This is a genomic window from Microvirga sp. GCM10011540 (assembly GCF_042650665.1).
GTDB lineage: Bacteria > Pseudomonadota > Alphaproteobacteria > Rhizobiales > Beijerinckiaceae > Microvirga > Microvirga lenta.
The window spans coordinates 1-19,743 of sequence record NZ_JBHSBQ010000113.1; the positions used below are offsets into that span (position 1 = coordinate 1).

Below are 19,743 nucleotides of genomic sequence, written 5' to 3' on the forward strand. Positions count from 1 at the left end.
ATCTGTTCGTCTACATCGAGGGCTACTACAATCGGCAGCGCATTCACTCGGCGCTCGGGTATCTCACGCCCGAGCAAGCAGAGCGGACAGCGAGCTAACCGGTGTCCACTTAATCGAGGGAAGATCAACAGCCCGAACAGCCCCTCGCTACAGCGTCCGAGCACAGAACATCAATCGCGCACCTCGAACCTCCTCGAACCCAACTAGACCACTGTTGCCGGCGAACCTGAGGCTGTCATCGTTCCCGAAACGGTTTTGGTGCTAAGGCTTGCGTAGGAGCGGTAGGGCTCAAGCGCGATGGAACCGCCAGCATTGACCATCACGCTGTTGGTCTGTTCGCAGATATGGGTACTCCATGGCTGTGCCCTTGTCCCTTGGGAATTGCGAGAGACGGCGCCGCACCCTCCCCCGTTGCCCAACGCCGTAGCCCAGCGAGCCGGAGAGCGGCCAAAGGTGGCCTTAGAGAGCGCACAGCAAAGGGGGGTGCAGGTCAAGTCAGGGGCCAAGCCACTGCCACGAAAAGCATCAGCGCTGAAGCCTGGGCCAGAGCCACACGCAATCGAGCCTCACCTCCGGGTCATGGCTCAATCCGGCAGCCCTGGATGAACAAAGCCAAGAACCTGAACCCGGACAGATGCCTGAGCCTAGGCTGGAGTCCGAACTGATCCGACAGAGCATCAACGGACACTCAAACCCGCACCACAGCCCGTGCCCGAATTGTCGAAGAGCCATAGCTTTCGCCAGAGGCTCCATCCAAGCTCGCGTCGGGAGCGGCCCAATCCGCACAGATCCAAGCGCCCGTACAGGATCCAACATCATCGGGAGCGCCAGCAACTACACCGGAATCCGCAAGGGGAACATCATCCATTCTAGAACCAAGCTGCTGGAGCCTACTTTGGTGGCCGTCCTCAGGCGTGCCCTTGAGGTGCGTTTGCGCGACATGCACCAGCGCCTGGGCAGCGAACCCGGCGATGAGGGATTCCGGCGCGAACCGTCGCCGGCCAGCTTCTGCGGCAGGTCGAAGCATATGAGCAGTGTGCGGGTTACCACACTTGGAGCAGAGGCGGCGCGGAGTACTTGCCCGAGAAAGATGGAACCTGAGCTAAGTGATGCTGTTCGGAGGGATGTGCCTGCCCGTCGTAGCTATAGGAAGTCGAGTTCGACATGCCGAAGAACCTTTGGCTGAGCCTCTGGCTAAGTGCCGCGAACATCTGGCTGGAGCGGCTGGTGGGTTCTGGACGTCGGAGATGCACCGCCGGCAGAAGGCAATCCTGAACGAGAGGACAAAATCAAGAGGGAGGCCCGCCACCAAAGGCTGGTTCAAGAAAGCACCTACAGGGGGTGCGGAAGAGGTCTCATGAAAAATCCTGACCCTGCCAATCATGATACCTCACCTCTTCCGCTCCGCCCGGTCCGCTTTAGCTAAGGCCTGCGGCTTCCACAGCAACAGGCAAGGCAGAACGGTGCAGAGATGGTTCATTATAACAACACACCCACTGTCGTGGTGGTACTGGTGCCTCTCCGGGGAGGTTTGCTGATGATCCGTCGTGCCCTCCTTGGCGAGGGTCAGGGTAAGCTGGCGCTTCCTGGCGGCTATCAAATGCTTGGTCAGACTTGGCAGGAGGCAGGGGCGCAGGAGGTGCTGGAGGAAACAGGCGTCGTGATTGCTCCTGAGACCCTGCGGGCTGTGACAGTAGAGACCACCCCAGATCGTCAGCAAAACCTGCTTTTCTGCAAGAGCATTCCCGTCAGGCACGTTGGGCCGTTCGTCCATGACGCTGAGGTCTCGGAGGTTCTCGTCATTCATGAGCCTGTCGAGACAGCTTTTCCGCTACACACGCGTGTGGTTCGAGAGTTCTTCGTGAGACCCGGCATCTTCTAACGGTTTGCCGTTGGCAATGGTGCAGGCTGATCTCCGAGAGCGACCCATGTACTGCTGTTCGTGCCTTCACGTTTAATGAAAGCATAGTTTGTTCGCCACCAAGGCAGGATGGCGTTTCGCTTGTTGTCGAGAATAAAGTCGCCACGGTTGGTGAGGACCATGAGCACAGCATGTCCTTGCCCCTGTTCGTCAATGACGACTGCCATCCGCATGGCCCGATGGGGCAGGCCAGCCTCGACCAGCAGCCTCCGTTTCAGAAGCTGGATGTCCTCGCAGTCGCCAAAACCATCATCAGGATAGTCCCACCGGTCGAGAACACCCCAATGATCCTGGTCTGTGACGCCCAGAATCGACGAGTTTACGCTCTCATTCACCTGCTTAAGGGTTGCCACTACCTGCGAGCTCAGCGAAATCCGCGCAGACTGTGAGAGATCGAGACGACAGTCATGAGGGTGTCTCTGGCAGAACTCAATCCACGCCTGGGTCGGGTCTGCAGGTCCGATCACCCAGACGAGGTCAGTTGTTCGCGTGGAAAGCAAGGTTTGGGCGGACGCAGAGCTTGCAAAACACGCAAGTGTGGCAAGCGCTATGCCGATCAGCGCCGTCTTCAGAGCACTTGGCTTGGTGCCGCCGCGCAGGTCGCGACAAGTATAGAGGGCATGATCAACATGATCCATGGCTAGGCTCCGGTCATGGAGCCAATACGATGGGCAATCATGGTAAACGGGGTCTTAAAACAACCCGCTCGAACGACCGTTTCTCAGTGCAGATGAAGCTGGGTACTGGATGGTCTTCCAGCACCTCGCACAAAAGCTCGGAACGCTGATGATTGCCACACAGTGCCTAATCGGCTGACGCCGCCTCTTGGATCATTGTCATCTGAATCCGATCAGGATCCGACAAAGTGCCTACCTCAAGAACCGCAGTGCACAGGGCCACCGTGCCATCGAGCGGCGGTTTCGACCGGTGCTCGGCTTCAAGTTGATTGCTACGGTCCGAGTGATCCCGGGCGGCATCGAAGTGATTCACATGATGCGTAAAGGACAGGCCAAATATTCCCGGAATCCTCAGCCGTCACTCACAGAGCAGTTCGATCTGCTCTCCGTTTGAATTCATGAGGTAATTTATGGAGCTGTCGTGGAAGGTAAATCCTGTCCTCCCCACATTGGCCGACAAGATCCGCATAGACCGTTACGGGGTAATGCCCGATTTTTTGTGCCGCGCGTTTGCCATCCTCAATCTGACTTTCGGGGGAGCACAGCCGACAGGCCAACAGCGGCGCTTAGCCGAGCTATCAAATTTTGCCGGGTAAAATCTTGAATTCTCCGCAGAAATGTTTACTGTACTGATTGGTATATTATGCAGCCGCAACGTCCGTGACCTATCCTCCGTTCCGGCAGCAGGATGAGAGAACCATGGGCCGCCATCGCGAATTTGATCCCGACGACGCATTGCACATCGCGCTTCAGGTCTTTCGACGCCGGGGCTACGAGGGCACCTCCATCTCCGACCTCACGGAAGCCATGGGCATCACTCGCCCCAGTCTCTATGCAGCATTCGGCAACAAGGAGGATCTCTTCCGCCGAACCCTCGATCTCTATGAACGCCAGCACCTGTGCTTCGCGCACGAGGCCCTTCAGGCGCCGACGGCAAGGGAAGCGGTTGAGCGGCTCCTGCGCGGCTATGTCGACGTCCTGACCGACCCCATGAGCCCTCCCGGCTGTCTTGGCGTGAACGGGGCGGTCGCCTGCAGCGAGGCGAGCGAGCCCATCCGCGAGGAGCTCATCGCCCGTCGGATGGTCAACGAGAACAATTTGCGCGACCGCTTGGAAAACGCACGAAGTAACGGCGATTTTCCGGGCGACGAGGATCCCGCCGACTGGGCTCGCTATGTCGTGTCGATCGGCCTAGGAATGGCGGTCAGAGCCGCATCGGGTGCCTCCCGCGAGGAGCTCCACCGTGTGGTCGACGTCTCTATGCGGAGTTGGCCAACTGTCTCGCGCTAAAGGCTGGATCGCTCCCTATTCCTCAATTGGATGGCTTGTTGACGTCAGCGACCCTTAGGGTGATCGGAATAACGACGGCTCCAAAGTTCACGGTTGCCTCGATCTCTCCGCCAGGCTGAAGGTTCTTTGCCAGCCTGTCGACCTTGATCCAGAGTGACTCTCCGTCCACTGAAAGGACCTCACCCGGAGCGACAGGGATTGAGTCCAGGATTGTCGTACCCCCGCTGCCGAGAGAGGCAACAATCGAGGACTGCCCAGCATCGGCAACCGTTATCCCTCCGAACAAAACCCGCTCCGCACTCCGGTTTTCCAGCAAAAACGTAATCTGCGTCCGGCCGCCCGCCTTCGCCGGCGAGACACGCACGTCGCTCAGGACCACCTCGTTCGTGATCCGGTAATCCTCCTCGGCTCTCACGTCTCCCGAGAATAGGCTGGCGGCAAGAGACAGCGCGAGAATGACAGCAGGACGAAGGCTTCTCCAAGACGGATACATAGTAGGTGTCCAATCTGCGAGCGATGTCGCCTGAGAGAGCGTCCCTCGCCCTCGTTCAGTTTACCAGTTCCTCCACGGGGAGCGCCTTTGTGTCCGAATCCAAGACCGCCGGCTCAGAGTGATCCTGAAGGCGGCGGTTCCCCGTTAATCGACGGACGAGGACGTAGAAGACAGGCGTGAAGAACAGGCCGAATGCCGTCACCCCGATCATGCCGGAGAACACGGCCACGCCCATGGCAGCCCGCATCTCGGCCCCCGCTCCCGTCGATACCACCAGCGGCACGACGCCCATGATGAACGCGAGCGAAGTCATCAGGATCGGCCGCAGGCGCAGGCGGCTGGCCTCGATCGCTGCTTCGACGGGGGTTCGTCCCTCAAACTCGAGCTCACGCGCGAACTCCACGATCAGGATCGCGTTCTTGGCCGACAGGCCGACCAGGACGATGAGCCCGATCTGGGTGAACACGTTGTTGTCTCCTGCCGTCAACCACACGCCGGCCAAAGCCGCAAGCAGCGCCAGCGGCACGATCAGGATGATCGCTACCGGAAGTGTCAGGCTCTCGTACTGTGCCGCAAGGACCAAGAAGACGAGCAGAATGGCAATCGGAAAGACCAGCATGCCCGAGTTGCCGGCAAGGATCTCCTGATAGGTCAGCTCGGTCCACTCGGCCCTGAAACCTTTCGGCAGAGTCTCCGCCGCGATCCGTTCGATTGCTGCCTGCGCCTGACCCGACGAATACCCCGGAGCCGCCTGTCCGTTGACGTCAGCAGAGAGGAATCCGTTGTATCGCATCGCGCGCTCCGGCCCTACACTCGATCGGATGTTCAACAGGGCCGTCAGCGGAACCATCTCTCCCGAACTCGAACGGACCTTCAGGAAGCCGACATCGTCCGCGCGCGCCCGGAATGGAGCATCTGCCTGAACGCGCACCGAGTAGGTCCGCCCGAACCTGTTGAAGTCGTTCACGTAGACGGAGCCCAGATAGATCTGAAGCGTGCTGAACACATCCGAGACCGCAACCCCGAGCTGACGCGCCTTGGCTCGGTCGATATCCGCGTAGAGCTGAGGGACGTTGATCGAATAGCTCGAGAACAATCCCACAAGCTCGGGCGCCGTTGCTGCCATAGCCAAGAAGTCCTTCGTGGCGCGATCGAGCGCTTCGTAGCCGAGGCCGGCCGTATCCTCGATCTGCAGCTTGAAGCCGCCGATCGTACCTAGCCCCTGCACCGGCGGAGGCGGAAAGATTGCGGTCACTGCCTGTGTGATGGCGGCGAACTTCTGGTTAAGTTGAGCTGCGATCGCCCCGGCACTCAGGTGCGGATCCTGACGGTCCTCGAATGGCGCAAGGGTCAGGAACACAATGCCGGCATTCGAGCTGTTGGTGAAGCCGTTGATCGACAGGCCGGGGAACGCGACGGCGTGCTCGACGCCCGGCTGCTTCAGGGCAATCTCAGTCATCTGCCGGATGACGCCGTCCGTCCGGTCGAGTGTCGCGGCATGCGGCAGATGGGCGAAGCCGACCAGATATTGCTTGTCCTGCCCCGGCACGAAGCCGCCGGGCACGATCTTGAACAGGAAGCCCGTCGCTCCCAGCAGAGCCACATACACGAGGAGTATCAGGGCCTTCGTGGCGATCGCTCGCCTCACACCGGTGCCATAGGCATCCGCCCCCCGATGGAAAATCGTGTTGAAGCGGCGGAAAAGCCAGCCGAAAAGCACGTCCATAATACGGGTGATCCGGTCCTTCGGCGCATGGTGATCACGAAGGAGAAGGGCCGCCAAGGCTGGCGACAGGGTCAGCGAATTGATAGCCGAGATCACCGTCGAGATGGCGATGGTCACGGCGAATTGCTTGTAGAACTGTCCTGTGAGGCCGCTGATGAAGGCCAGCGGGATGAATACGGCCACCAGCACCAGCGCGATGGCGATGATCGGCCCGGAAACCTCCCGCATGGCGCTGTAGGTTGCCTGTCGAGGGCTCAAACCCTTCTCGATGTTGCGCTCCACATTCTCGACCACGACGATCGCGTCGTCGACCACGATTCCAATGGCGAGGACGAGGCCGAACAAGCTCAGGGCGTTTATGGAGAAGCCCAGACCCTGCAGGACCGCGAACGTGCCGACAATCGAGACCGGAACGGCGGCGAGAGGAATGATGGAGGCCCGCCACGTCTGCAGGAATAGGATCACCACGAGCACCACGAGCAGCACGGCCTCAAGCAGCGTATGAACCACCGCGTCGATCGAGGCGCGTACGAACTGGGTTGTGTCGTAGACGATCTGGAAGTCGATGCCTTCCGGCATGTTGGCCTTGATGTCCTCCATCTCGGCACGAACGTCGTCGGCGATCTCAATGGCGTTCGACCCCGGCGCCTGGAGGATCGGAATGGCGACCGCCGGCTTGTTGTTCAGGAGGGATCTCAGGGCATAATCGGCCGCGCCCAGTTCGATGCGGGCGATGTCGCGCAGGCGGGTGATCTCCCCGTTGTCGCCTGTCTTGACGATGATATCGCCGAACTGCTCTTCGTCCTGAAGGCGCCCCTGTGCGCTGATCGACAGTTGGTGATCGATCCCCGGCAGGCCGGGCGAAGCTCCGACGACGCCAGCCGCCGCCTGCACATTCTGGGCGCGGATTTCATTGACGATGTCGCTCGCCGAGAGACCGTGCTCGGCGATCTTCTGAGGATCCAGCCAGACGCGCATTGAATAATCGCCCGATCCGAACAGCTGGACCTGACCCACGCCCTGAATCCGGGCGAGCCGGTCCTTGACGTTGAGCGCAGCGTAGTTGCGCAGATACGTGACGTCGTAGCGACTGTCGGGCGACAGCAGGTGAACCACCATCATCAGGTCCGGCGAGCTCTTGACGGTGGTAACGCCCAGACGGCGCACCTCCTCGGGCAGCCGAGGCTCGGCCTGCGAGACCCGGTTCTGCACGAGTTGCTGCGCCTTGTCCGGATCGGTGCCAAGGGCAAAGGTCACGGTGAGCGTCAGCACGCCGTCGGTGGTCGCTTGGCTGCTCATGTAGAGCATGTCCTCGACGCCATTGATGGCCTCCTCGATCGGGGCCGCCACGGTCTCGGAGATGACCTTCGGATTCGCGCCTGGATACTGCGCACGGACGACGACCTGGGGCGGCACGACCTCCGGATATTCCGAGATCGGCAGGACCCGCAGGGCGAGTAATCCGACCACGAAGATGAGCACTGACAGAACCCCAGCGAAGACCGGACGGTCGATGAAGAAGCGGGAGATATTCATGGTGGCGGCCCTCGAGCCTTTGTGGTGCGATCAATTCTCCGCCGAGGCGGAAGAACGCCGTGTTCGAAGCGCAGCGGATGCCTCAGGCCTGTCGGCTTGCGGCGCGACAAGTGCGCCCGGGCGGAGCTTCTGAAGGCCATCGACGATAATCCGCTCGCCCGGATTGAGGCCGCTGGTAACGATGCGCCCCCCGTCCACGGAAGCTCCGAGTTTGATCTCGCGGTAATTCGCCCTCGACGCCGAGTCGACGACAAGCACGTATTTCTTGTCCTGGTCGACCCCGATGGCTCGTTCGGGTACGACAAGTGCGGGCATCGTCTTGGCCTGGCCCAACCGGACGCGCGCGAACTGGCCCGGCATCAGGCGGTCGTCGCCATTATCGAGGACCGCACGCACGCGGACCGTGCCGCTGGCGCTGCTCACTGTATGGTCGATGAGCTGCAGTTTGCCGGGCACGACCTCGGCCTCCGGCCCTGAGCGCATCTCGACCGGGATCCGGGCGAGATGGTCGCGCCGGTCGCCTCCGACGGGCAATGTCTCGAGAGCCCGCTGTACCGCGCGCTCATCCGCGTCGAAGCTCACGTAGATTGGGTTGGTCGAGACGATGGTCGTCAGGACCGGTGCGCCGGATCCGCCATTAACGAGATTGCCTGCAGTCACTTCGATCTTCCCCACCCGTCCGGAAATCGGCGCACGCACCTCGGTGTAGGACAGGTTGAGGCGCGCGGCCTTGGCGACGGCACTGGCGGCGCTCAGGTTGGCCTCGGCTTCGCGGACATTGCTCAATCGTGTGTCCAGATCGCGCTGTGCGATGGTCTGGTTAGCGGTCATTTTCATGCCGCGCTCCAGCTCGCCGCGAGCAAAGGCAACATTGGCCTCGGCCGCACGGACCTGAGCCTCCGCCTTCTCGACCTCAGCGATGTAGGGAGCAGGATCGATGGTGAAGAGGAGGTCACCCTTTTTGACTAACGAACCTTCGCGAAAATGGATCGACTCGATTGCACCGGGAATCCTGGGACGAAGGTCGACCCGTTCGATCGCCTCAAGACGGCCCGAGAACTCCTCCCACAATGAAACGTCGCGGCTATAGACGGCGGCGACAATGGCTGGCGTGGCCGACGGCGCTGGCCCCGTGTCGCTGCCCCGGGTTGTCGTGCTGCCGAGTGTGGACCAGAGTGCGACGCCGCCCAGAATCACACTCACAGTGCCGAGGGAGGTCAGTAATCGGGTTGTAGAAACACTTGTCATGGTCAGGCCGCTCACTCGGAGGATCATCCAGCACCTGAAGATCGCCGGATTCGTACCAATCGGTATAATACCGCTCGGTACAATTTTAAAGAGGCGGCCTGAGCTTTTTATATCGGCCGGTACGAAAAAAGAACTCTGAGGGCTCCCCAGCAGCGACACCAATGTGCGCTGGCACACACGCCGCCTCGCCGTCTGCACACTCTGATGTCCGCTGACGAGAAACCGCCCAACAGGAAATCCCATGATCCGCTGGGTCGGCACCCTATGGTTCAGCGGCGTGCGCCAGAAGACCGTCCATCACGCCCTGCCCCAGCACGAGAGGAGACCCTCACCCTTCCTGATCAGGGCTGGTCCGTCGGCTCATGCCGACCGAACGAGGACGAAGGGCTGGTATTTCACGCCGGTGTGAAAGGGCACCGAAGCATTGACCCTTCGCAAGGGAGGCGCAACGCGTCGGCTTAGCGGCATAAATAGGAATTTGGTGGGGTCATTATCGGCGCCGACGATGACCCCGCTGATGCTAAGAATTCGCTAGCAACATCATGTGCGTAACGGCAGACGGCCCAAGGGGCCGTACTCGATGCCGATTTACACTCAAGGCGAGCGATCAGAGCTCGTCTAAAGATCTGCCTCCGCGAATATCCCGCCGATCCAGTCGAGAAACACACGCAATCTCGGGGCCGTATGGCGGTTCTGCGGATAAAGGGCAGATAGCGGCGTCGGCGTCGGCGGACAGTCCGACAACACCTCCACCAGGGTGCCGTTGTCCAGATCTTGTTTCAGACGGTATCGTGGCGCTTGGATCAGGCCGAACCCCATTCGGGCGAGTTCGGCCATCGTATCGGAATTATTGACCGTAATCCTGCACGGCAGGCTGATGTACCGGACCCTGCTGTCAGCCATGAACTCCAATGGCATGACTTGCCCGGTCCGAGACGACACGAACCCGACAGCCGTGTGCCCATCAAGGTCGTTCAGCGATTGAGGGATGCCGTGCAGTTCCAAATAGGCCGGGCTGGCGCACGTGATCTCTCTGATCGTGCCAAGGCGGCGCATGATCAGGCCACTGTCATCCGCCTCCCCCGCGCGGATCACGCAGTCCACACCCTCGCGAACGAGATCGACCAATCTGTCACCCTGCCCGAGTTGTAAATCGAGCATGGGATAGCGGTCGAGGAACTCCTGCAGTCGCGGCAGAAGGAAGGTCCGTGTCAGCAGGCCATGAGCATCGACGCGCAGCAGCCCCCGGGGCTGGGCATCGCGAAACACATTCTCGGCTTCGTCAACCTCTGCCAGGATCGCAAGGCATCTCTCATAGAAAGCCTTGCCGTCGAGGGTCGGCGTCACGTGGCGTGTGGTTCGCTCAAGAAGCCGTACGCCGAGATCCTTCTCGAGCTGTTTGATCGCCTCGGTCGCTGTCGAGCGGGCAAGTGTCAGGTCGGCGGCGGCAGCCGCGAAGCTGCGGCGTTCCACCACACGAACGAAGAGCTGCATGCGGTCAAGGCGATCCATGCGATTGTTCAGCATGGCCGAACTCTGATGTCAATTCTCCAGCAATTGTTTAGGCCAGACCGTAGGTCTACATCCACCCCATCAAGAGGTAGGAGCATGTCATGACCACCCAGGCCCAGCGGGTCGCCATCATCACAGGAGCCTCGAGAGGCATCGGAGCTGCCATCGCTCGACGGCTGGCTCGTGACGGCATAGCCATCATCGTCAATTTCGCAACGAACCCAGAGGCTGCGGACGAGGTCGTATCGGCTATTTCCGCCGAGGGAGGCACGGCCTTGGCCGTCCAGGCCGATATCGGCAGCCCGAAGGGAATGACCAACCTATTCGATGCGGCAGAAGGCGCCTTTGGCGGCGTCGACCTCCTCGTCAACAACGCGGCCGTGATGACGCTCTCGCCGCTCATCGAGGTCGACGATGAGAGCTTCCAGGTGCAGGTTGACACAAATCTCGGTGGCGTCTTCCGCGGCCTGCGGGAAGCGGGACGACGTCTAAGGGATGGTGGGCGTATCGTCAGCTTCTCGTCGAGCGTCGTCGGGCTCTACCAGCCGACTTATGGTGTCTACGCGGCCACGAAGGCTGCCGTCGAGGCGCTAACCCACGTCTTTGCCAAGGAGCTTGGGCCGCGCAGGATCACGGTCAATGCGGTCGCTCCGGGCCCAGTGGAAACTGACCTGTTCCTGAACGGCAAGTCGGACGAGCAGGTGAAGGCCATTGTCGGGATGAATCCCATGCGGCGGCTTGGTCAGCGGGAGGACATCGCATCCGTCGTGGCCTTCCTGGTGAGCCCCGAGGGCGGCTGGATCAACGGGCAGACGATACGTGCCAATGGCGGCGTGATCTGACGAGGTGCCATGAAGAGGACACTGTGACCTGAAGCTCTTTCACCTTCTAGGAGTTCACTGGCTGGACCTCTTCTGCATCAACACTACTCAACCATGAAAGGACAACGCAATGCCGTTTGTGAACATCAAGACCCCTGAAGGCGCCCTGAGCAGGACCCAGAAAGAGGAGATCATGCATCGGACGACGAATATGCTGGTCGAGTATTTCTCCGAGGCGGCACGGCCTCACACGATGGTGCTCATTGAAGAAGTAAAGGACGGAGGCTATGGGCGCGCTGATGAGATCTTCATAATCCCGCAGGACTATCGAGCCAACGAAGAGTGATGACTGAGCACTACGTCAGCCCACGTGGTCGAGGCACGTGCGCTTTGTCTGCTGTGGGTCAAGCTGAGAAGATCGCGTGCGTTCGGCAATGTCCGGTAATCCCCACGCACCTAACGGACGTTGGTAGGACGTTGACTTTCAAATCTGCAACAAGAGCGATCCGCAGCGAACGGCTTAGAGGACTGCACAATCAGACGAGGCAGTAAGAAGGTCCGCTCACCGCACGAGTGCGGATGTTCGATCTACTTCCGCCTCGTGCCATGACCAGACACTGGCCCTGTCGAGGAGCACATGACCTCGACAGGGATCGTCTTGAGGATCAAGGACGTCGTTCTGCCTGCCCTTCTCTGTAGAACAGCATTCCGCCATGGTGGAGGACGCCATCAATGAACTCACCGTCGGCCGTGAACCCTGTATCGTCCCAGTAGTCGATTTTGGCGCCGCGGATCTCGTAGCGCCCCCGATAGGCACTCTTGCGGCTGCCCCGAGCCTCATCATAACGGCCGTTCGGGAGAAGCTCCTGACGGATGTGGCCGTCCTTGGTGACCCACATGCCGATATAAGGGTGACCTGCCATCTCTGTTGCTTCCTTGACTGGGGGTTGGTTGGCGCTCGTAGGCTGGCCGAGCGCCCATGGTGCGGCGACCATTGCGGCAGCAAGGACGAGCGGGAGTGTGCTCCTTGGCATCGCATGCTCCTTTCTTCAGTGAGGACTCGCGGTCGGACGAGCGATGATTTCGCTCACGTCCACCTCCGGGGGCTGCTCGATCGCATAGCGGATCGCTCGTCCGATGGCGTCCGGGTGGATCGCAGTCCTGCGGAACTCCCTCATCGCCTCCCGGGCGCTCTCGTCCGAGATCGTCTCGGCGAGCTCGCTCGTGACCACGCCAGGCGAGATCACTGTGACCCGCAACCGATCCGTCTCTTGCCGGAGACCGTCTGAGATCGCCCAGACTGCGTGTTTCGTCGCGCAATAGACCGCAGCCGTTGGCGAGACCCGATGTGCACCGATGGACGCGACATTGACGATGTGACCCGACCCTCTGGCTTCCATGACAGGCAACACAGCGGCGATCCCGTTCAGAACTCCCCTGATGTTCACGTCCACCATCTGGTCCCACTCGCTCACTTTGAGAGCGCTGAGGGGCGAGAGCGGCATGACACCCGCGTTGTTGACAATCACATCGATGCGACCGAACTCTTCGAGCGTTGCAGACACCACCCTGGCGAAGTCATCTCGTGATGTCACGTCGAGCCGGTGGGCCCGTGCGACTCCGCCGGATGCCTCGATACGGCTGACGAGGTCTTGCAGACGGCCGGTCCGGCGTGCGCCTACAATGACGGTGTGCCCGGCTTTGGACAGCTCCAGAGCCACCGCCTCACCGATCCCGCTGGAGGCGCCGGTGATCAAAACAACCTTCATCTCGGACATGGATTTCTCCTTTCACCCAAACCTGTGCCCAGACCTTTGATGCGGCGGTCCCGAGCTCATGGACGAAAGGTAGTTCGACTGATCTGCGCAATCGACTTGCCAATCATGAATGCGCTGGTAAGATTTTGTGACCAATGAGCACAGATCTGGCTGGCATCACTGTCTTCGTAACCGTCGCAGAAGCACGCAGCTTCCGGGCCGCCAGCGAACGCCTGGGCGTTACTCGCTCGGCCGTCAGCCAAGCCATCAGACGCCTTGAGGGGAGGATGGGTGTGGCGCTGGTTCAGCGCACGACCCGCAGCGTTCATCTCACCGAGGCCGGAGAGCGGCTCTATCAGGCGGTGCGCCCCGCGCTCGACGATGTCAGCACTGCCATGGAAGCCGTCGGCGAGATGCGCGCACAGCCCAGCGGCATGCTGCGCATAACAGTCTCCTCCATTGCCGAGAGATTCCTGAACGGCCCACTGCTGGCAGCCTTCCTTGCGACATACCCCGACATCCGCCTCGACATCACTGTCACGGACGAGGAATTCGACATTGTGGCCGAGGGCTTCGATGCCGGCGTGCGTCTCGGTGAGGTAATCGAGCAGGACATGATCGCCATTCCGGTATCGAATGAGCAGCGCCAGACGGTTGTGGCTTCCCCTGATTATCTGGCGCGGCATGGTGCGCCGGCGCATCCCCAGGATCTGCCAAAGCATCGCTGCATAGGATGGCGACCAAACCCGCAGGTCGCCCCCTACCGATGGGAGTTCACCGAGAACGGGCGTGACTTTACTGTCGACGTGAACCCTCGGGTGACCACCAATGACATGAGGGTGATGATCCGTCTTGCTTGCGCCGGAGCAGGCCTCACCTTCGGCATGGAAGAGACTTTCCGTCCCTATATTGCCCGAGCTGAACTCGTGCCGCTTCTGGAAGAGTTCTGCCCGCCGTTCTCCGGCTTCTACCTCTACTATCCGACTCGCAGGAATGTGCCGCTCAAGCTCCGTGTCCTCATCGACTACCTGAGACAAAGACGCCGGGATCCCTAAACCGCCGATGGCATGAGGTGAGCCAGACATGGAGCCTCATGTTTTCACGGATGCTTGCTCAAGGTCAGCAAGCAGACCAACGCATTACCTCCGTAACGTGCCAGAAATAGTTAACCTGAACTTTCATCCTGCATCGAGAATATTCGATTTTATCGAACCTATTGATCCATCTTATTCATCTTTTCCGCTATGCCGCATGATGGCATCTTTTCTTCTGTCCACGGCGCCTTTTCACAAACCGCGCTCTTTCAAAAGGATTTATCGCCATGTCAAACTCAGCAGCCCTCCCTCACACCCACACTCAGCGCCGTTCAGCTTTCGCCCTTGCTGATGCTGCTCCTCTCGCGGGCCGAGTACTCGTGAGCGCCATCTTCGTCATCTCAGGCGCCTCAAAAATTGCCGCCCCGGCCGCAACGATCGGCTATATCGAATCCGCAGGCCTGCCGCTGGCGCCTCTCGGGTTCGCTCTTGCGGTCATTGTTGAGGTCCTGGGCGGCCTTGCACTGATCGCAGGTTATCGCACGCGGCTCGTTGCGGCAGGGCTCGCAGGCTTCACTCTTGCGACGGCGCTCGCGTTCCACGGCAATCTTGCGGATCAGAACCAGTTCATCCACTTCTTCAAGAACATCGCCATGGTCGGCGGATTGCTTCAGGTTGTGGCCTTCGGAGCAGGCCGCTTCAGCCTGGATGCTCGCCGCTAACGACTTGCCTTCAGATCAATCGACATCAATACGAAAGGCCGCGCTCACTCCGCGGCCTTTATTGTTCGCGGTCTGCCGCCCGCAAGGAAGCGGGCAGCATTTTCGTCGGCCCTTGCCGTCGGGCTCTCGGCTTGCTCCTGAAAGCGCTTGATCAGCCATGAACCGGCAGGCCCAGGCGGCGTATCCGTTCGATAGATCGCCTGCAGCCGGTAGGATCCTCCCCGGCAGTCGGGCATGTCGAGGGGGACGAGCCGGCCGGCAGCCAAGTCTTCGCGCACCATCGGTTCCGGCATGTTGCCCCAGCCGATGCCCTCCCTCAGCAGCATGTGCTTGGAGCCAAGATCCGCCAAACGCAACGTCTGTGTTGCCACGACGGCCATTTCCTGACCTTGCGTGAAGGGTGAGCGGTCAGTCAGCACAAGCTGGATGTGATCGCGTCCTGCACCCGGCGCATTCTGACCCGCACGGGCCAGTGGATGATTGGGCGCAGCCACAGGCACCAGCTCGACACTGCCCACGCCAATCCGCTCGATCCCGGCGATCTCCGCATCGAGGGGCAGGCCCACTCCGATCGAGGCGGAACGGTTGAGAACCATCTGGGTGACGGCTCCGAGCGCCTCGACGTTCAACCGCAGATGAACCGTCGGAAACTCAGCACGGAACTCCTTGAGAGCATCGACCACGCGCCAAGCCGGCAGCATCACGTCGAGTACAAGGTGGATCTCCGCCTCCAAACCCTGCAGCAGCCCTCTGACTTTGGCGCGCAGCCCATCGACCCCGTTGGAGACAGTCCTAGCTTCGGCCAAGACCATCCGGCCGGCTTCGGTCAGCTGAGGCTTGCGGGTGGATTCGCGGTCGAAGAGCGACACCCCGAGCTGCGCCTCCAGGTTAGCGACCGAGTAACTGATGACGGATGTCGCCCGACCCAGCTTGCGGGCCGCACCGGCAAAACTGCCCGCATCCACAATGGTGAGAAAGATCCGCAGCTGATCAAGTGTCGGAATCCCTGGACTGGACGACATTTCGATTTCCTCGAACGTTACGGTTCATATTATGCCAGTTTTCCGGATACGGGAAATCGCCTTCAATGTCCTCACACAGCTTGCTACTGCTGGAAAGGACAATGCCATGACCGTTCAGTCCTATGCCGCCGAAGTCGAACAGATCATTCTGCCGGCTGTTCGCGATCTCGGCGATGGCTTCCAAGTTCGCCGCGCCTTGCCGTCCATGCACCGCCGCACGGTCGGACCGTTCATCTTTCTCGACAGCTTCGGCCCTGTCGCTTTTCAGGCGGGTGAAGGTCTCGATACGCGTCCACACCCTCACATTGGGCTTGCAACCCTGACCTACCTCATAGAGGGCGAGATCCTGCACCGCGACAGCGAGGGCTATGTGCAACCGATCCGCCCCGGTGAAGTCAACGTCATGACGGCTGGACGCGGCATCGTGCACTCGGAGCGGAGCAGCAATACAACACGTGCCAGCGGCGGGGCGGTGTTCGGCTTTCAGAGCTGGGTGGCGTTGCCCTCGGATCAGGAAGAGACGGCTCCAGGCTTCCAGCACGCCAACGCCGACGAACTTCCCCAGATGGAAGGGGAAGGCATAAGACTCAAGTTGATCGCCGGCTCATTGCATGGGCGCACCGCGCCGATGCGCACCTACTCCGATCTGTTCAACGCCGATGTGTCTCTGAACGATGGAGCGCGCCTGCGCATCGATGCGGAGCATGTCGAGCGGGCGGTTTACGTCATCAACGGAGAGATCGAGGTCGCTGGGCAGACCGGGAGTTTCGGCAAGGACCGATTGGTCGTGTTCAAGCCCGGTGCGGAGATCGTGCTGCGTGCGGTCGGTGCCGCTCGCCTGATGCTGCTCGGCGGTGAGCCGCTGCCTGAGAAGCGTTACATCTACTGGAACTTCGTGTCGAGCCGCCGCGAGCGCATCGAGCAGGCTGCGCAGGACTGGCGTGATCGTCAGTTCCCCGGCATTCCCGGCGAGACCGAGTTCATCCCCCTGCCTGACACCCCGCCTTTCCGGCTGAAGTGACATCGGCGCGTCACGCTCTGCCCTGAAATGTTCACTGCCTCCCAACCCTCCAGAAGGATCTCTGTGCCATGACCTATGCCGTCATCGGCTCGGGCGCGATCGGCAGCGCTCTCGCCCGCCAGTTCGCCCGCAGCAACATCGACGTTCTGATCGCCAACAGCCGGGCGCCGGAATCCCTCGCGGGTCTGGTTGCAGAGCTCGGATTGCACGTAAAGCCAACGACCCTGCCTGAGGCTTTGAAAGCGGATTTGGTGATCCTCGCCGTTCCCTTCACGGCCGTAGCTGACGCGGTTCAGGGCTCTGCCCAATGGAATGGCCGGATCGTCGTCGACGCGACAAACGCCATCGATTTCCCGGCCTTCACACCTAAGGATCTTGGAGGTCGCCTCTCGACGGAAATCATCGCCGAGATGGTTCCCGGGGCACGGGTGGTCAAGGCCTTCAACACGCTGCCGGCGGCCGTGCTGGCCAGTGATCCGGCGCAGGATGGCGGACGCCGCGTTCTGTTCGTCTCGGGCAATGACGCCAGCGCCAATGCTGACACCGCCAGCCTGATCGAGCGTCTTGGTTTCGCGCCGATCACATTGGGCGAACTGAATCAGGGCGGGCTGCTCCAGCAGTTCGGCGCATCGCTGGTCGCCCAGAACCTGACGAAGCACGGGTGACATCGTCTCCCGCCTGCTGACAACCCTCCCGAAGAATCTCTCTTGAAAGGATGCCCCAATGATTACGTCGAAACCTGTCAGAGTCGGCCTTGATGCGATGCTGACGCCGGACAACTGCGCCCTGATGCTCATCGACCATCAGCCGTTCCAGGTGAGCGGTGTCAAGAACATCGATGCGGCCCTCATGATCAACAACGTGGTGATGCTCGCAAGGGCCGCCAAGGCGTTCAACGTGCCCACATTGCTGACCACTGTCCTAAAGGACCGCGGCGGGAATCTCATCAAGCCGCTCCAGGATGTCTTTACCGAGCAGACGCCTATCGACCGGACGACGATCAACACCTGGGAAGATGAAAGCTGCGTCCGATGGGTGGAGGGCACGGGCCGCAGGAAGATCGTGATTGCAGCCCTGTGGACCGAGATCTGCCTCGCCTTTCCGGTCATTCACGCTCTCGGCGAAGGATACGAGGTGTATTTCGTCACTGACGCTTCCGGCGGAACCAGCGTGGAGGCGCACGAGATGGGAATTCAGCGGATGATACAGGCCGGTGCTATTCCGCTCACAGCCGGTGTGTTCATGGCGGAGCTTCAACGGGATTGGGCTCGCGAGGAAACAGCCGGCAAGGTGGCAGAGATCATGCTTGAGCATGGCGGGGCCAGCGCAACCAATCTGGCTTGGGAACTCCAGCTTCTCGCCGGACGACCCAGCTCTGGCGTCTGAACGCCGAGAGCGAAGATAGCTCACGAAGCGTCTAGGCACTAAGCGGAGATCGGAGGTTCCGGTCTTCGCTCGAAGGACATTGGCGTAAGGCCGCAGTTTGCTTCCCGACTACAGCGTCTTGTTCTAATGGATTGGCACCGATGTCCGATGTCCAGTAATGGGATGGATCGGCCGTGCTTACCGGCGCACCCTTGATTAGGGGCGCCCAGCACGAGGACTTGAGCCATGCCTACAGCTCCGCTTCAGCACGTTGCCACCCTTGGCATCGACATCGGCAAGAACAGCTTTCACCTCATCGGCTTGGACACCCGCGGGGCCATCGTCCTGCGCCAGAAGCTCTCGCGCGGGCAGGTCGAGCAGCGCCTCGTCAATATTCCCACCTGCCTGATCGGCATGGAGGCGTGCGTCGGCGCCCATCATCTCAGCCGCCACCTTCTCGCCCTTGGCCACGATGTAAAGCTGATCCCGGCCCAGTTCGTGAAGCCCTTCCGCAAGAGCCATAAGAACGACTTCCGCGATGCCGAAGCCATTGCTGAAGCGGTGCTCCGCCCCACCATGCGCTTCGTGCCGACCAAGACAGTAGAGCAGCTCGACCTGCAAGCGCTTCATCGTGTTCGTGCACGGCTGGTGAGCCAACGCACGGCAGTCCTCAACCAGATCCGCACCTTTCTGCTCGAGCGCGGGATTGCGGTGCGACAGGGGCTGCGAGCCCTCCGGCAGGCGCTGCCGGATATTCTCGCCCAACGTACCGATGTTCTCACGCCGCGCATGACACGCCTGATCGAAGGCCTGATGCAGGACTGGCACCATCTGGATGAGCGCATCGATGCCGTCACAGATGAGATTGAGGCCCTCGTGGCGGCTGACGAGGCCTGCCAGCGCCTGACGAGTGTGCCAGAGGTGGGGCCGATCATCGCCAGCGCCATGGTGCCACCATTGGGAATGGCGCTGCCTTCAGCCGAGGACGCGACTTTGGCACGTGGCTCGGGCTCGTTCCCAAGCAGACGTCAACAGGTGACCGCACGATCCTGGGTCGCCTGTCCAAGCGCGGGAACACCTATCTGCGATCCTTGCTGGTTCAGGCCGCCCGGGTGCTGCTGCTCTGGCCGGCCAAGTGGCGCCAACACAGCTTTGGGGCGTGGCTGACGGCCGCATCCACACGCCTGCACCACAACGTGCTGGCGGCGGCTTTGGCCAACAAGCTGGCGCGCATCGCCTGGAGCGTGCTGAGCCAGAACCGCACTTATGAACCACGAACTGAGGTGGCTGCCGGTTAGGACGAGCAGGAGCCTGACCCCAGTTTAACCGCTTGGAACTCGCCGAGGTCTGCGAGAGGAAAACAGGATGGAGAACGGTCGCGCCGTCGCATCTGGGCTCTGGTGACCCGTTTGGCCAAGATGGGCCGGTCCGGTTATGAGAACAGTTCCGCGCGGATATCCATGATGGCCAGTGGCCGGCCCCCACGAGGTGGTCCGAGGTTAATATTAGTGCATTATCGGTCGTGGCGCTACGGCTGGGGTGGCCGGCGGCGTTGGCCGGGGTTGTGCAGCCGGCCGTAGCACCGTCTCCGGGGCGGG

19 protein-coding genes and 2 pseudogenes are annotated in these 19,743 nt (G+C 60.9%); 13 read left to right on the forward strand and 8 right to left on the reverse strand.

Translation table 11 applies throughout. The features are described 5' to 3' along the window. Together ACFOYU_RS16625 and ACFOYU_RS16630 are read left to right on the forward strand one after the other, a co-directional pair. Window positions 1-98: IS3 family transposase (locus tag ACFOYU_RS16625; RefSeq protein ID WP_377032696.1), on the forward strand; the 98-nt coding region annotated here is incomplete at its 5' end. A 1,373-nt stretch (window positions 99-1,471) separates the two neighbouring features. Next, window positions 1,472-1,882 (forward strand): NUDIX domain-containing protein, encoded by a 411-nt coding sequence (locus ACFOYU_RS16630; protein ID WP_377034455.1) that lies wholly within the window; start codon window positions 1,472-1,474, stop codon window positions 1,880-1,882. Here ACFOYU_RS16630 and ACFOYU_RS16635 read toward each other — a convergent pair. Then, complete coding sequence (locus tag ACFOYU_RS16635; protein ID WP_377034456.1) at window positions 1,879-2,559, reverse strand: transglutaminase-like cysteine peptidase; 681 nt, start codon at window positions 2,557-2,559, stop codon at window positions 1,879-1,881. The genes ACFOYU_RS16630 and ACFOYU_RS16635 overlap by 4 nt on opposite strands. A 181-nt stretch (window positions 2,560-2,740) precedes the next feature. Here ACFOYU_RS16635 and ACFOYU_RS16640 point away from each other — a divergent pair. Together ACFOYU_RS16640 and ACFOYU_RS16645 are read left to right on the forward strand one after the other, a co-directional pair. Further along, window positions 2,741-2,992 (forward strand): annotated as a pseudogene (locus tag ACFOYU_RS16640) (IS6 family transposase); the annotation flags it as partial. Between the two features lie 305 nt (window positions 2,993-3,297). Continuing rightward, the gene (locus ACFOYU_RS16645) at window positions 3,298-3,888 is read left to right on the forward strand and encodes a TetR/AcrR family transcriptional regulator (protein ID WP_377034457.1); all 591 of its coding nucleotides are present in this window, start codon (window positions 3,298-3,300) and stop codon (window positions 3,886-3,888) included. 22 nt (window positions 3,889-3,910) lie between these two features. On the opposite strand, the gene ACFOYU_RS16650 is transcribed toward ACFOYU_RS16645, so the two are convergent. From ACFOYU_RS16650 to ACFOYU_RS16660, 3 genes are read right to left on the reverse strand one after another with little or no spacing between them, the layout of a single operon-like run. Next, window positions 3,911-4,381: a hypothetical protein gene (locus tag ACFOYU_RS16650; protein ID WP_377034458.1), complete on the reverse strand. Its 471-nt coding sequence runs from the start codon at window positions 4,379-4,381 to the stop codon at window positions 3,911-3,913. A 55-nt stretch (window positions 4,382-4,436) separates the two neighbouring features. Continuing rightward, entirely contained in the window at window positions 4,437-7,643 is a 3,207-nt protein-coding gene (locus tag ACFOYU_RS16655; protein ID WP_377034459.1) for an efflux RND transporter permease subunit, read from the reverse strand. A 30-nt stretch (window positions 7,644-7,673) separates the two neighbouring features. After that, window positions 7,674-8,891, reverse strand: coding sequence for an efflux RND transporter periplasmic adaptor subunit (locus ACFOYU_RS16660; RefSeq protein ID WP_377034470.1), 1,218 nt, complete (start codon window positions 8,889-8,891; stop codon window positions 7,674-7,676). Between the two features lie 241 nt (window positions 8,892-9,132). Between ACFOYU_RS16660 and ACFOYU_RS16665 the strand changes: the two genes are divergently transcribed. Beyond that, the gene (locus ACFOYU_RS16665) at window positions 9,133-9,300 is read left to right on the forward strand and encodes a hypothetical protein (RefSeq protein ID WP_377034460.1); all 168 of its coding nucleotides are present in this window, start codon (window positions 9,133-9,135) and stop codon (window positions 9,298-9,300) included. Between the two features lie 209 nt (window positions 9,301-9,509). On the opposite strand, the gene ACFOYU_RS16670 is transcribed toward ACFOYU_RS16665, so the two are convergent. Next, window positions 9,510-10,403, reverse strand: coding sequence for a LysR family transcriptional regulator (locus ACFOYU_RS16670; RefSeq protein ID WP_377034471.1), 894 nt, complete (start codon window positions 10,401-10,403; stop codon window positions 9,510-9,512). Window positions 10,404-10,504: 101 nt separating this feature from the next. Here ACFOYU_RS16670 and ACFOYU_RS16675 point away from each other — a divergent pair, with 101 nt between their 5' ends. Both ACFOYU_RS16675 and ACFOYU_RS16680 read left to right on the forward strand, forming a co-directional pair. Beyond that, window positions 10,505-11,245 (forward strand): SDR family oxidoreductase, encoded by a 741-nt coding sequence (locus tag ACFOYU_RS16675; protein WP_377034461.1) that lies wholly within the window; start codon window positions 10,505-10,507, stop codon window positions 11,243-11,245. 109 nt (window positions 11,246-11,354) lie between these two features. After that, window positions 11,355-11,570 carry a 4-oxalocrotonate tautomerase family protein gene (locus ACFOYU_RS16680; protein WP_377034462.1) on the forward strand — a complete coding sequence of 72 codons (216 nt, stop codon included), beginning with the start codon at window positions 11,355-11,357 and terminating at the stop codon, window positions 11,568-11,570. Window positions 11,571-11,889: 319 nt separating this feature from the next. Here the strand turns inward: ACFOYU_RS16680 and ACFOYU_RS16685 are convergent, their stop codons facing one another. Both ACFOYU_RS16685 and ACFOYU_RS16690 read right to left on the reverse strand, forming a co-directional pair. Further along, window positions 11,890-12,219 (reverse strand): Atu4866 domain-containing protein, encoded by a 330-nt coding sequence (locus tag ACFOYU_RS16685; protein WP_377034472.1) that lies wholly within the window; start codon window positions 12,217-12,219, stop codon window positions 11,890-11,892. 54 nt (window positions 12,220-12,273) lie between these two features. Further along, window positions 12,274-13,002, reverse strand: a complete 729-nt coding sequence (locus ACFOYU_RS16690; RefSeq protein WP_377034463.1) for an SDR family oxidoreductase — start codon at window positions 13,000-13,002, stop codon at window positions 12,274-12,276. A gap of 134 nt (window positions 13,003-13,136) precedes the next feature. Here ACFOYU_RS16690 and ACFOYU_RS16695 point away from each other — a divergent pair, with 134 nt between their 5' ends. Beyond that, on the forward strand, window positions 13,137-14,036 hold the full coding sequence (locus ACFOYU_RS16695; protein ID WP_377034464.1) for a LysR family transcriptional regulator: 900 nt from the start codon (window positions 13,137-13,139) through the stop codon (window positions 14,034-14,036). A 266-nt stretch (window positions 14,037-14,302) separates the two neighbouring features. After that, window positions 14,303-14,737: a DoxX family protein gene (locus tag ACFOYU_RS16700; protein WP_377034465.1), complete on the forward strand. Its 435-nt coding sequence runs from the start codon at window positions 14,303-14,305 to the stop codon at window positions 14,735-14,737. Between the two features lie 44 nt (window positions 14,738-14,781). Here the strand turns inward: ACFOYU_RS16700 and ACFOYU_RS16705 are convergent, their stop codons facing one another. Further along, window positions 14,782-15,759 (reverse strand): LysR family transcriptional regulator, encoded by a 978-nt coding sequence (locus tag ACFOYU_RS16705; protein WP_377034466.1) that lies wholly within the window; start codon window positions 15,757-15,759, stop codon window positions 14,782-14,784. A gap of 106 nt (window positions 15,760-15,865) precedes the next feature. Here ACFOYU_RS16705 and ACFOYU_RS16710 point away from each other — a divergent pair, with 106 nt between their 5' ends. From ACFOYU_RS16710 to ACFOYU_RS16725, 4 genes and pseudogenes are all read left to right on the forward strand, one after another. Next, complete coding sequence (locus tag ACFOYU_RS16710) at window positions 15,866-16,780, forward strand: pirin family protein (RefSeq protein WP_377034467.1); 915 nt, start codon at window positions 15,866-15,868, stop codon at window positions 16,778-16,780. A gap of 68 nt (window positions 16,781-16,848) precedes the next feature. Further along, complete coding sequence (locus ACFOYU_RS16715) at window positions 16,849-17,445, forward strand: NADPH-dependent F420 reductase (RefSeq protein ID WP_377034468.1); 597 nt, start codon at window positions 16,849-16,851, stop codon at window positions 17,443-17,445. Window positions 17,446-17,503: 58 nt separating this feature from the next. Then, window positions 17,504-18,166, forward strand: coding sequence for a hydrolase (locus ACFOYU_RS16720; protein ID WP_377034469.1), 663 nt, complete (start codon window positions 17,504-17,506; stop codon window positions 18,164-18,166). 225 nt (window positions 18,167-18,391) lie between these two features. Next, window positions 18,392-19,443, forward strand: a pseudogene (locus ACFOYU_RS16725) (IS110 family transposase). The last annotated feature ends 300 nt before the right edge of the window (window positions 19,444-19,743 follow it).